Below are 13727 nucleotides of genomic sequence, written 5' to 3'. Positions count from 1 at the left end.
CAACGACAGGAGAAGATGCATGAAAGCAATCCACGCCGTCAGACTGGTCAGTACCGCCCTTCTGATTTCGGGTTCGATTCACGCCTTTGCGCAGGCGAGCAACGCTAACGCGCCTGAGTCTGCCCCGACCACGACGCCCGAAGCCCGCTCGCATTACAAGTCGATGAAAGCAGCGAACCGGGCGCTGCAACGTCAGGTTCGAAATGCGCTGGTGAGAGATAGGAGCATCTCGACGTCCAATATTACGGTTCGCGCCCGCGACGGTGCTGTGACGCTTCAGGGCAGCGTACCGCTTCAGGCACAGAGCGATCGGGCAACCGAGGTGGCAAAAGGGGTACCCGGCGTAACTTCGGTCAAGAACGCGCTGTCGATCCGTCCGGTCGGGACCTGAAGCGGCCCTGGACCGCACCTTGCAGTAGACCGACGGTCTGACTGCGCATTCCATCGATCGTATAAGCCAACGCGGCACATGGCGGCGGCCCGGCTCAAAAGCCGGGCGTCGCCATGTCAATATTTGCTCGAGTTCCAGCCCTTTCGTCTTTAGCCCTGTCAACAATCGGCGGCATCGCCGTCCGGACTTTACGGTGTTGCGGCGCAACAAGCTTTGTCTTAGGCGGATGAAGCATCAAATCTCCACCTTCCGGAGGCGCAATGCGTTCGCGACCACCGATGCGGAGCTGAGGCTCATCGCTAGTGCGGCAACCATGGGCGACAGCAGCATGCCCGTGGGGGCGTACAGCACCCCCGCGGCCAGGGGAACGCCCAACGCGTTGTAGACGAACGCGAAGCCGAGGTTTTGCTTCATGTTCCGGATGGTTGCCTCGGACAATCTCCTGGCGCGGGCAATGCCGCGCAAATCGCCCTTCACCAGAGTAACCTGAGCGCTGCTCATCGCGACATCCGTACCTGTTCCCATCGCAATGCCCACATCGGCCTTGGCGAGTGCCGGCGCATCATTGATTCCGTCGCCGGCCATTGCGACGACCTTGCCGTCCTGTTGGAGTTTCGACACCAAAGCCAGCTTATCGGCCGGCTTTACCTCCCCATGGAATTCCTTGATGCCCAGTTTGGCGGCCACGGCCTTCGCCGTCGCAACGCCGTCGCCTGTAGCCATCACGACGTGGATGCCTTCTTCCTTGAGCCTGGCAACGGCTTCCGGCGTAGTCGCCTTCACTGGATCCGATAACGCGAGAATCCCTGCGAGCTCTCCGTCAACGGCCAGATACATTACGCTGGCGCCCTCGGCGCGTAACGCGTCACCATCGCTGGCCAGAGCGGCCGTCGCAATCCCCTCCGCTTGCATTAATGCCGTGTTGCCGAGTGCGAGTTGCCTGCCTCCAACAATGCCTCGCACCCCAATGCCGCTTCCAGACTCGAACTGCTCCGCCTTCTCGAGTGCAAGACCTCGCCGACGAGCCGCCTCGACGATAGTCGCCGCGAGAGGATGCTCGCTGCCTTGGTCCAGGCTTGCCGCCAACCGGAGCACTTCGTCTTCCGCGAGACCGTTTGTCCCGATACCGCGCTCGAACGTCGGTCGCCCCTCTGTCAGGGTGCCAGTCTTGTCAACGATTAGCGTATCGACTTTGCGCAGATGCTCGATCGCCGCAGCATCACGAAACAGCACACCGTTCGATGCACCTTTGCCACTCGCCACCATGATGGACATTGGGGTTGCAAGGCCAAGAGCGCACGGACAAGCAATGATGAGGACGGCCACCGCGTTGACAAGACCATACACCCAGCTCGGCTGAGGGCCGAAGAAGCCCCAGACGAAGAAGGTGAGTAGTGAAATACCAATCACCGCCAGAACAAAGACTCCCGCTACCTTGTCGGCCATCCTCTGCATCGGTGCCCTGGAGCGTTGTGCCTGAGCGACCATCTGAACGATTTGGGACAAAACCGTTTGAGAGCCGACTTTCTCCGATTTGATGACGAGGCTCCCCGAGGTGTTCATCGTGGCGCCGATCACGTGGTCGCCAACACGCCTGATCACTGGAATCGGCTCGCCGGTAATCATCGACTCATCCAGCGCGCTCGAACCTTCGGTCACAAGGCCGTCGACCGGCACCTTTTCGCCAGGCCGGACTCGAAGCAGGTCGCCAACATGTACGTGGACGAGTGGCACATCTTCCTCGCTGCCGTCCTGGTTGATACGCCGGGCGGTCTTCGGTGCAAGGCCGAGCAGCGATTTGATAGCAGCCGAAGTCTGCGAGCGCGCTCTCAATTCCAGTAGCTGTCCGACCAGCGTCAACGAGATGATGACCGCCGCAGCTTCGAAGTACACCCCTATTCGCCCGTGGGCCGTGAAGGTTGCCGGAAAGACATCAGGCGCAACCGTCGCGATGACGCTGTAGAGATAGGCAGCGCCAGTGCCCAGCCCAATCAACGTCCACATGTTGGGGCTGCGATTAATGAATGACTGCACGCAGCGCTGAAAGAACGGCAGGCCAGCCCAGAGGACAACGGGAGTGGAGAGAACCCATTCCACCCAACTCTGGGTAGACGCTTTCATCCAGCCGAAGAGATGCCCAAACATGGCCAAAAAGAACACCACAGCCGTCAGTGGCAGCGTCCACCAGAAGCGATGGCGGAAGTCAACGAGCTCAGGATTCTCTTGCTCGTCCAACCCTGGAATGACGGGCTCCAGAGCCATGCCGCATTTTGGGCAATTGCCCGGGTGGTCCTGGCGAATTTCGGGGTGCATCGGGCACGTGTAAATGGTGCCTTCTGGGGCGGCTGCCACTTTCACGGGTGCGGGCGCAACGTACTTCTGAGGCTCAGCCTGAAACTTCCTCCGGCACGACTCACTGCAAAAGAAGTACTCGACTCCATCGTGTTCGCTATGGAATTGCGATGCTCCTGTAATCGTCATGCCGCACACCGGATCCTTCAATGGCGCGGCCGTGGTGGGAGTCGCATGGACATTATCGTGCTCGTGCCCGGCATGGCCTTCAGGCGCAGAAGCGTCCGGATTCGTGTGGTGATCATGGGAACATTGGTGGGAGTCCGCGTCCTTACTACCCTGGTCGCTCATTTTCAATCCTCCACTTCTTTCGTCGCACCGCCGCTCATTCCAGCCGTCAGCAAGGAGGTGAGAATATTTCCCAGTACCGGACCCAAGCGTACTCTTTCCTTTTGTCTCGCCAACCTGATATGTAAATGACTCAATGAACTTATCGCCGTCCTTGTCCGCGTATACGCAGTAACCGGTAGCAGTCGCCCCGCTCAAGCCGACCTCTGCACAGCGCGCGATGACGTTCTGCATTACGGCGAAACAGGATTGTTAGCTAGCAATAGTGTCGATTCGAACAGGTAGACAGCGTCGTCGCCGGTAACGCTGATGTCCCTCACATCTGAACCTGCCGCCGTGTAGGTCGCTTCGACGACGCCGCTTTTCGGAAGCGTCCGGGCCAATGCGGACGATACTCAAACGAGGCTGCCTACCACCAACGCGATCGACTTCTCAGCATTGCTGTTGTTCTTCATGGTCTTCCATCTCCTCACTGTTTTACCTGCGTCGCGGTCTCCTTTAGACAAGCGTGCGACATCGTTCTGGCAGACCGCTACCCGCAGGCAATAGACGTATTGGGATGGGAGATTTATCGGAGCGGAAAAGAGCCGGATTCGCTCATGGAACTCCGATTGCTTCTACACGTTCTTTTTATAGATCTTCCAAAGTGAAAGGTCTGGTACTTCCGTTTCACTACATACCATGTCGGCTGATTTTTTCAGAGTGCCGGCCGGATCGTGCTAATCAACTGTCTGTCGGCTCGCCTCCATTCTTAACCGACCTCCGGGTCGATGATGTACAAATACCATCGCCCTTCTATCTCGAGATTTTTTCCAGCTCAAGCCCTTTTGTACGCGGCCCCATCAAACCGATCGCCAGCATCACGATGAACATCGCACCGGCGATGAACACGAACACGCCAGTCGTGCCGAAGTAGCGCAACACGGCCGCAATCAGAAAGGCCGTGAAAATCGCTGAAAAGCGGCTCCACGAGTAGACGAAGCCGACCGCGCGAGCGCGGATGCTGGTCGGAAACAGTTCGGTCTGGTACGCGTGATAACTATACGAAATGATGTTGCCGGCCAGTGTCAGGCACACCCCCAAGCTCACCAGCAGCACCGCACCCGATGCCTGACTGAACCACAACCCGCACACGATATTGACGCCGGCCATCACGACGATCACCGTCTTGCGCTCGAAGCGATCGCCGATAAACAGCCCGATGATCGGACCGATCGGCGCAGCCAACGCGATCACGCTCGAATACATCAGGCTCGTCGTGATCGTGATGCCCTGCTTGATCAGCAGCGTCGGCACCCAATTCGCGAAGCCATAGAAACCGACCGTCTGGAAGACATTGAAGATCGTCATCATCAGCGTGCGGCTGCGATACGGCGGCACCCACATGTCGCGGAAGCTGCCGCGCGGTGCGACCGCCACCGGCGGCGCCGGCGGTGGCAACTCGCGGCCGTATTCGTGGCGTACCTTCGCCTCGAGCGCGGTCATCACACGGTCGGCTTCGGCGAGACGTCCTTGCTGCGCGAGCCAACGCGGGCTTTCCGGCAGCGCGCGGCGAATCCACCAGACGAATAGCGCGCCGTGCGCGCCGATCAGCACGACCCAACGCCAGCCGTCCAGACCGAACGGCGTTCGCGGCACCAGCAGAAACGACAGAAACGCGACCACCGGCACCGCCGTGAAACCGACCGCCTGCTCGCACGCGAACGCGCGGCCACGAATCTGCTTGGGCACCAACTCGGAGATGTAAGTGCCGATCGTCACCAGCTCGACGCCGATGCCGACACCTGCGTGTCCCCGTACAATTAAGACTGTTAAAAAACCACCGACTCCGCGGTCTGCTGCAGCGCACCATATACCCCGACCGCTTGAGGGGCGTGTCCATAGCCGTATTCGGACAAAAACCACCCCACACTCAAACTTAGATTGTAACCCCCCGATGTGGGCTCAACGACGAAGCGGATTAACGAACCGGGTGACACGGCCGTCAGGCCTTTGGCCGACCAATAATCTTCTCCATCCCCTCTCGGAGTTCCCGGTTGAGCCGCTCTCGAGCCGCGCGAACTTGTTGCTCCACCGCAACATTCTCTGAACTATGTTCTTCACTACTCTGCTGGCGTCCGGCACGTTCGATATTTCGATCTTGCTGCTCCTCCTGTCCATCCCAATTTCTAGCTTCGACATGGTCGGCACGAAGTCGCGCTTCTTCGGTTGCTTCATATCTCTCGAGTTCCTTTTCGGCTGCTCGCGCGATAGCTTGTTCTTCCGAACGCACCCGGTTCCGCACCGTTCGTCGGGATTGAATGAAGGAGTCTATAATGTGGCTCGGCAGTGGCGTTGTGAATGTCTTTTCCCTCGCCTTCTGTATCTTCGTTTTCAGGTCCTGTGTTCGTAGATCAGACTCGACGTCCTCCAGGAGCAACCCGTACCATCGCTGCGCATCCGTCGGAGAACATTCGAGACGAACAATGTCACCCGGACCTCGCTTCCAGAAAAGGATGGTCGGATCATCGGGATCCTGCAGCGGTGTGATGATTGGAAGCTTCCGTGGGTCTCCCAGACACTTCGAAATTTCCATTTCGTATGCCCGTTGATACCGGTCGCTCGTAAAATATGCGTCTTGATATCTGACGCCTTCTTTCGACATCCTACGCGGCCGAAGCCGTGGAAGTAGCGCAGTATACGCATCACCTTCCGCAAATCGACGGTTCTCGCCGCCCCTTCTGCGCGACATTCCTTCTTTGAATAGTACTTCACGCGAAGGATTGTCTTTGGATCCATTCAATCGGCGAGTTGCAGGGGTGTGACGCTTAAAAATCAACTGCTCGTTGTACTCCTTCGCAGCCTCGTACGCATAGCGGAGCAACTCAATGCGTGTCACCCGTGCAACTAGCTTTGAGTGTCTTCGACCATCTTTTGCGAGTTCTTTCCTTTCCCGGGTAAATGCGCCTGGAAGGTTTCTCAGTCGTCGAGTGAGTACATTCATCAGGCCTTCTATAGGCCCCTTCGCGCGGCCACATGCGATCGGTGCAATCATTAAGCCGATGTCAGCACCGTCCGGCGAAACTAGTGGTCCGCGGAATTTCATCGAGTTTGCGGGTCCACGGTCAACCAAAATATCGTTTGGCCTCACATCAAAGTCAAAGAACTCTTCCGGCAACCCCAACCGCCTCATGAGGCGGCGCTGTGACGTGCACGCCCTGAACAAAACGGACCTGTAAGTGTATGCACTTTCTGGATTTGTCGTTATGTAGATCGCTAGAATCGTTCCCAAATAGTCGTCCGCAACCACCATGAGAGTCACACGGCCGATCGGGCGCCGTGAGATAGATGAAACGATTTCGAACTTCGCGACCGTTCCATCAATAACCAGGATATCCCCAGGACCCAACGCAAGGTCAGCTGCCGTTCCACGACCAGCCGCATATCGGTCTCGCCACTCTCTCGCGCCAACGAGGCGCCTAAGCTTCTCTGGTCTTTTCTTGTAGCGTCGCGCATATGCGGCAAACTGCGCTGCCGTTACCATCTTCGACATTTTGACGGGATGACGCGTTCGCGATCCCTCCGATCTAGCGCCATTGTCCTGATGCCAGAATCGCCGATGCATAACTCTGCGCGCATCATCATACGTAAATCCCAACAGAATGATCAGATGCCAGACTGCCCATTGAATATGGCGCAATGCCCATCTCGTGACGGGGTATCCCTTCATGGGGCTCGCGGCATTGTTCTTCTCGTAGACGTTTTTCGCCCCTCTTTTTCGCAACACTGGCCCTCTCTTTCGGTTCTCTGCCAAAGGAAAAGGCCGTAATGCGACCAGGTCACATCCGAAGTTTTCGTAGGTAGTAATCAGCTTCAGAAGGCGTTGAACCGAAACGCCCTTTTTCTTAGCCTGTGCGCCAAGCATCCTCGACCGCTCGTGGATATTGCTATAAAATCTGCGTCGACCTTCCGGTTCAATCAAGGACCCGAGAAGCCGCTGCCTATATGATTGCGTTGCGCGGGCTGCAAGTTCATCGTCCAGATCATCCTTCCGCTCACTCATGCTGGCGGGTCGGATGCATTCAGGTTGCTCGGATAATTTCCCTGACCTTACGCGAGCCTCAATTTCCTTGATTGAATATTTCTTCGCCCGCGAGCTATTGGCCGGTACGTGAGGATAGACGCGCCGTATGAATACCGTATCATTCTTCTCGTCAACCCACACCGTACGAAAGTAGTTCTTTCCTCGGATATCCTTCAGACTGCCGAGGAGCAGCTGACCTTCCCACAATACGAAATCCATGGTGGCACCGCTTCGTTGGGTTGAATCAAACAAACTGGATATTCAGTTCGCACCGGATACGACAGGTCGACGTAGATGAATCCGAGATTCACCGCAGCGGAAAAGTATTGGTACGCTTGATCGATGCTGATCTCGAGTCGCTTAGCGACCTTGCGCATAAAAGTATCAAGGGGGCGGTAGTTGTACTCTCGGTAGAATATCTCTGCGATATCCCGGGATACCGTCGATGCAGAGTTGAAGTCAAGCTTACCGCCCCACAGGCTGATTTGCCTCGCGGATTTTCCACATTCGTCAAGCAAACGGCTGCGAGAAAAGACAATATGTCTGTAACCGGCGATATCCGCCTCGATTCGTTCGCGGGCAAGTCTGCGCTTCACCTTTGGCTTCCCGAGATCTTGTTTGGTTTTATGCGAGAGAACCGTGTAGGCGAGCCGGTCGTGCTTGCTCATGCTGGTAACAACGATGTCCAAACTCATTAAATCTCGGCGACGCAATTCTGGTGGCCGGGAACGTATCCCGCAAACAAACTCGTCCAGCATCTCTCTGCCGTCTCGCAAAAGAAGCGGATATTGACAGCGGTAAGCCAGAACAAACGGTGAGATCTCAAGAAGCCAAGCCATTCCTCTCTCGCCCATACCCAGACAGTCGCAGGTTCGACCATTCTTTCTACTCGTAAAAAGATGGTCCGTCGTATAGGACGAGTCAACTCCCGCACGGACCACCGGCACATACTCAGGCCCATACGGTATGCCAAGCGGATCTGCCTCAAGATTACTTGATGGAAATCTAAGTTCGCAGGCCATGTGGTTCACCTTCCGATCCAATTCGCAGGCGCTCAGTGGCAAACGACTGCCACTCATTAAAATCACAAAGCAGGCACTCATTTGATACCGGTCGTTTTGGCTCATCTACTTCCGGTTGTTCCTTTTTTTAACCTGCTTCTCTACCTCTCGCTTCGCACGGCGTTCGTTGATCATCTTGATCCGTGCGCAACGCGCAAGCACTGCACGTCGGTATGCATCACTATCGATATATTCCTCATATTTCTTGAGATGATCTCGGTCAACTGTCTGCCCTCTATATGCACGATTTATGATTTCAACCCCGGGGGCGATCCCAGACAGCTCCTGCCCCGCAAAATCGCGTACATACTTCTCTGAAATCGTCTTTAATCCGTCTTCTGCTATCTGTGCAAACAAGGGCCCGCACAGTTCAGCTATGTAGCGCCTGATACCCGCAGTTGAACGTGTCACCTCAACTGGAAACCATGATGGCATTTCCATCTTTAAAGGCGTAACCTGTCGTTGCCACATCTTTGCGCACATATCGTGCATTTCTTGTCCAGCTTTGACAGGGGGAATCTCCAACGTTCCCTGCGCAAACAACTTCTCGGACTGTGACCGATGTCTTTGCAGAACATCCTGTAAAAGAATCGTCCCGGCGCAGATAAACGGAATCCCGGATGACTCCATTGTGCCTACGATGAGGTTGAGCATACCCTCCCGCAATCGTTGATCGACACGACTCCAGAGTTGGGCATCATCGATCAGAACAACTCCCACAAGATTCGAGGTCAACATCTTTGAAAGTTGCAAAACGTGATCTGCGGATTTTTTGAAGATATGTTCAAAGTGCGGTTCGCTCAGCGAATCGAGCTCCGCCGCGATCGCGACGGCGAGCTGCCTTTCCGAAGCTCTCCCGGCTGCGCTGACTCGAAGGATTGGAAAGGATGGCCATAAGCACGGTCGGCCAGCAAACTCCTTGTGCATTCTCCCGTGATAGCGTATATACGCACAGCTACGGGCTATGGTGGATGACTTGCCGCTGCCGGTAGGTCCGATCATAACGGCACCACTCGCCGGGCCAAGTGAGCCCCTGCTGGGTGGGAGTGCGATTGCAGCTCCTGCCAACACAATTTTCCAAAGCGATTTCATGAAGTCGGGATCGTCAGGATTGCGGTACCTGTATGAATCCCTCACGAGTCCCACGATTCGTTGGATAGCCTTAATATGTGGCGGAGCAGGCACGAAGATCTCCTTAACCTCTTCGGCATACTCCTTTCTGATTTCCACAGGAAGAGAGAAAAAGTCCTGTGGCCGCTTCTCCGGCTCCGCCGCTAAGAAAGCCTGCGCGTCGACGTGTGTCAGAGGACCGGGGAAGCACGTCACGAGCTTGTTATTTCTGAATTTCGGATTACGCTCGTCAGTCCGGTACTGCGCCATTTCAATCAGTCCGTTTATCGACCGATCTCGCATCCACGGCGCGGTCAATACCTGAGGACCCGCATTCATATCGTGTCGCATAACCTGTCTCTTGATCATTTCATATGAGATGAATCCGAGTTCCCGGCGAGAAATCTGTCGTCAAGAACTTAGGAACGTGCTTTTCGCAGCCTCAGCCGTCTAGCTTGAATAGCCTTTAATACGAATGCGGGCTCTTGTCCCTTCTTCGGAACTGGTTCGCGCGCCAAGGAGGCGGCTTCGGCATATGTCAAGCCGGTGGCTTGATGGATCTGGGCGGCCGTCTCACGAGCTAACCATAGATATTTCGCAAGCCTGCAGACATAATGCTCCGATGACTCGACAACTTTGTCTATGAAGGCAGCCGACTGGGGATATAAGTGGATATCTCTTGCGATATGATGGAAAGATTTGAATCCGTGCGTCAGTAAAGTTCTTGTTATCTTCATCGGCCTACGATTTTTTTCGCAAATTTTAACCAACTGATCCTTCATGTGTCGAACCAGCCTGTCATCAACCTCTCTTCTACGTTTAAGACTGGGACACATGGGGTCGTGTCGGTAAAAATTCTCGTTGACCCACGCGCTGTCAAAGCGCACAACAAAAGCGCACTCTTCCGGAAATCGCTGATATATTTGACGGGTCCCAATACCCGGCTGCCCCCTAAATTCTTGCATTATTGTTTCTTTACATTCAGCGAGCTTAATATCCGAAAAATCCAACTCGATTGTTTTGGTTGATTTAACGAAACGATCATAGGAGCCGAAGAGAAAATCTATTATCAAGGCGTTTTTCGCCAATCCGATCGGGGGGGACTTGTATCGTGCGACTGGGGTCATCGAAGAACCGTCGACTCTAACATTTAATAGGTCCAGCGCACCCTTGCCGTATCGGTTGATTAGTTGCTCGCCAAGGCATGTGGCATCGCTTATTCCTAAAGCGTCTATCGCATGTTGGTAAGTGACACCGACCACTTGCCTAGAAACAATATCCGTATCGTCGGCCAGAAGAAATCTATGGATCGTTTGTGCCACGCGAACAAACGGTTCGATGAACAACCCCTCCGGTAGACAGGGCACGGCCAACGCCCCGCACCTGCAAGTTTCGGACGGAAGCCATGGCTTGTCCGACTTGTCGTAGCAGGTCGCGCAACGGGTACAACCCAAGGTAAGTGCGCATTTGTGAATCGGACATGCAAGCACCCCGGGGACGCAATGATATCTACGAAAGTAAGAGATTCCATGCGTGTCTAAATCGCTGATGGCGCACTTCGTACAGTAGCGCAGGGCATAGCGGTTCCCATCTTTATTAAAAATTGAAGAGACCACTCTCCCCCTATTCCCGGAACCACGCATGAAATCAATCGTCCCAGCATACAATCGTGGATTTGAAAAAAAACGGTAAGCAGGAACGCCCGTGTTATTCCGAAATAAAATACCCCCGTTATTCATACCTAGTGCTTGCCCAAGTCGATCGAGCCCGGTCGGATACGCAACCTGTGGAAAGGAATTAAGTCCGCTGAACCGTTTCCAAAACAGAGAAATGGAAGTGGCACCAGAGAGAAAAACGCTCCGAATGATATACGATCGGATTAACTCCTCCTCCATCATAGGTGGAAGAATTACCGCAGGCTCTTTCACGTCTCCACCTCAGAATTCTGGATTATTAAATAAAGACATTAAAATATTATCGCACGCGATATTTTCTTGTTCTCAGATGATCCGGTTAGCGCATTTGCCCATTTTTTGGCTTAGAGCGAACGTGGAGCGGCTTATAAAGGAGCTGCAACATGGGTTACGCATGCGATTTACATGGCACCCGTCACGATAGACGCAATCATCGCGCTTGATTTTGGCAAATCATCTTTCAAGCTATAGAAAGAGCGCGCTGAAGGGTGACCTAGTAACAATGTCCATGCAGACAACTTGCGCCATTCGTGCACCGGTCCTGAACGTAACAAATCGCGTCTCATCTCGACATGCTTGACCAAAGCATTGTCTAGTTGAGCCATCCGTTGCGATCGACTTGCGCGATAACCGATTCGCCTCCGACTCGACGGCACAGTTAGCTCGTATGTTTCCCGGTCATGCCGCATCAAGTAACAGGCCGCATAGCCACATTTTGCGAGAAGTTCGGTGCGAGTCGTCTCTGGATTTGCGCGAAGATAGCTTTTAACCCTGGCCGTAGCAAGAGCCAGTCTCTGTCCCGAGAACGTTTGGCCCCTCGGGGGTCTACCGTGAAGTTCTGGTTCGCCATCAGCCGATGCTAATGCAGTGACGCTTGCGTCGAACTTCTCAAAGCTTTCATATAAAAAGTCGATGAGGTATGCGACGCGCAACAGACCCGTCTGATTCCCGGCCGCCGACAATGAGTGCACGAATGTGGGCTTGCGACCGGACTCGATCAAACCGAGACTCCTCAGGAGTAGGTCTCCGTATCGCTCCCGGAAATGCTCAAACATCGAGACCCGGTCCAGCAGGGGACCTCGGCTGAACCCCAGGTCGCGTGCCCGTTGACGGAATAGGGTTCCCAAGTCGCACTCGTCCGAATAAAAGCGACCTGAGTTCTGGGCTTGAACTAAGAGAGTGGCTATACGAATGTGCGCGTTCAGTTCTCGACTTCCCTCCCGCAATAACGGCTTCGCACGATTTCCGCAGAAGCATTCCGTAGAAGGAAGCCCTAGGCCGCGGGAGAGTGGCTGGCTTTCCCTGCAACGGCCACATCCTAGGGTCAACGACACCCCATGAATTGGACAGGCAGCGACGCCGACATACTCCCATTCGATGCGCCAATATGGGAATGAAGCGCCCCGGGTTTTCCGGAGACCGTTTTGCTTGCGTCATGCCACAGTGACAGACTCAGCGAGATTTGCATAGTAAGCGGCTTCTGCCTCGGCAGGTGGAATGTTGCCGATGGGGCCGAAGAGCCGACGATTGTTGAACCAGTCCACCCATTCGAGCGTGGCCATTTCAACGGCCTGCAGATTGCGCCACGGCCCGAGGCGGTGAATGACCTCTGCCTTGTACAAGCCATTGATCGTTTCAGCCAGCGCGTTATCGTAGGAGTCGCCCACGCTGCCCACGGATGGCTCGATGCCAGCCTCGACCAGCCGATCCGTATAGCGGATCGATACGTATTGCACGCCGCGGTCGCTGTGATGGATCAGCCCGTCCTGCTGCGCCGGCTGTGTAAGCGGCTCAGCTGGGCCGTTGGTCCATTCGCATGCGCGTGAGGCATGATGGTGAACTGGAACCGCCGGTCAGGTAGCGGGATTCGGCGGGCTGGCTGGCGTGTGCAGCTTGTCGGCCACACGCCAAGGCAGAAGCTCGTCGATGCGATTGATTTTGTGATCGGCGATATGGGTTAGCACATAGTCGAGGTAGGCACGCGGATCGATGTCATTCAGTTCGCAAGTGCCAATCAATGCGTACATCGCAGCTGCCCGTTCACCACCGCTGTCTGAGCCGGCGAATAAAAAATTTTTCCGGCCCAAGCTTACACAACGCAGCGCGTTTTCCGCGATGTTGTTGTCGATCTCGAGCGTACCGTCTTCGCAATACAACGTCAGTGCACTCCACTGGTTCAGCGTGTAGTTGATCGCCTTGGCCGTATCGGACTTCGACGACAGCGTTTCAAGCTTTGCCCTGAGCCACGCTTCGTAGATCTGAAGCAGTGGTCTGGCTTCCTCCTGCCGTATTCGCAACCGCTCGGCGGCTGGCCTGCCGCGAATGGAGGCCTCGACGTCATACAGCCCGCCAACATATTCGAGTGCCTTTTGTGTTGTGTCAGATGGCGTGCGCACATGGATGTCGTAGAACTTTCTCCTCGCGTGCGCATGGCATGCCGCCTCGCGTATCGAGCCATCGCGGAACAATTCGTCGAATCCCGCGTAAGCGTCCGCTTGCAGGGTCCCTTTGAAGTTGGCGAGATGGGTTTGAGGATGGATGCCTTGCCGGTTCGGCGAGTACGCGAACCAGACCGACGCCGGTTGCGTCGAGCCCGAGCGATGATCGTCGCGCACGTAGACCCATAGCCGGCCGGTGCGGATCTTCCTGTTGCCCGGTGAGAGCACCGGGATCGGCGTGTCATCCGCGTGCAGTTTGGTCGCGGCCATCGTATAGCGGCGCAGCGCCTCTGTTAGCGGAGCGCACAGTGCCTCGCACTGGCCGACCCA

The 13727-nt window shown here is 55.3% G+C and carries 7 protein-coding genes and 3 pseudogenes; 1 reads left to right on the top strand and 9 read right to left on the bottom strand.

Annotation, left to right across the window (positions count from 1 at the left end):
* The first annotated feature begins 19 nt into the window (after nt 1-19).
* The gene (locus tag VSR82_RS34640) at nt 20-391 is read left to right on the top strand and encodes a BON domain-containing protein (RefSeq protein ID WP_368582474.1); all 372 of its coding nucleotides are present in this window, start codon (nt 20-22) and stop codon (nt 389-391) included.
* Between the two features lie 234 nt (nt 392-625).
* Here the strand turns inward: VSR82_RS34640 and VSR82_RS34635 are convergent, their stop codons facing one another.
* The 9 genes and pseudogenes from VSR82_RS34635 to tnpC all read right to left on the bottom strand — a co-directional run.
* Entirely contained in the window at nt 626-3034 is a 2409-nt protein-coding gene (locus VSR82_RS34635) for a heavy metal translocating P-type ATPase (RefSeq protein ID WP_429457708.1), read from the bottom strand.
* 792 nt (nt 3035-3826) lie between these two features.
* Nucleotides 3827-4966 (bottom strand): annotated as a pseudogene (locus VSR82_RS34630) (MFS transporter); the annotation flags it as partial.
* Between the two features lie 49 nt (nt 4967-5015).
* The gene (locus VSR82_RS34625) at nt 5016-7313 is read right to left on the bottom strand and encodes a TnsB C-terminal domain-containing protein (protein ID WP_498858493.1); all 2298 of its coding nucleotides are present in this window, start codon (nt 7311-7313) and stop codon (nt 5016-5018) included.
* A complete protein-coding gene (locus VSR82_RS34620) occupies nt 7268-8221 on the bottom strand; it encodes a PDDEXK family nuclease (RefSeq protein WP_498858492.1) in 954 nt (317 codons plus the stop codon). The genes VSR82_RS34625 and VSR82_RS34620 overlap by 46 nt, the downstream gene beginning before the upstream one ends.
* Complete coding sequence (locus VSR82_RS34615; protein WP_498858491.1) at nt 8222-9634, bottom strand: ATP-binding protein; 1413 nt, start codon at nt 9632-9634, stop codon at nt 8222-8224.
* 50 nt (nt 9635-9684) lie between these two features.
* Nucleotides 9685-10611, bottom strand: coding sequence for a hypothetical protein (locus tag VSR82_RS34610; RefSeq protein WP_498858506.1), 927 nt, complete (start codon nt 10609-10611; stop codon nt 9685-9687).
* 123 nt (nt 10612-10734) lie between these two features.
* Nucleotides 10735-11163 (bottom strand): annotated as a pseudogene (locus VSR82_RS34605) (TniQ family protein); the annotation flags it as partial.
* Nucleotides 11164-12392: 1229 nt separating this feature from the next.
* A pseudogene (locus VSR82_RS34600) lies at nt 12393-12722 on the bottom strand (integrase core domain-containing protein); the annotation flags it as partial.
* 90 nt (nt 12723-12812) lie between these two features.
* A partial coding sequence (gene tnpC, locus VSR82_RS34595) for an IS66 family transposase (protein WP_498858490.1) occupies nt 12813-13727 on the bottom strand: 915 nt, incomplete at its 5' end.

The organism is Burkholderia sp. JPY481, assembly GCF_038900515.1.
Taxonomy (GTDB): Bacteria; Pseudomonadota; Gammaproteobacteria; order Burkholderiales; family Burkholderiaceae; genus Paraburkholderia; species Paraburkholderia youngii.
Note: the sequence above shows the minus strand (reverse complement) of the source record. Positions and strands in the feature narration are given on the sequence as shown.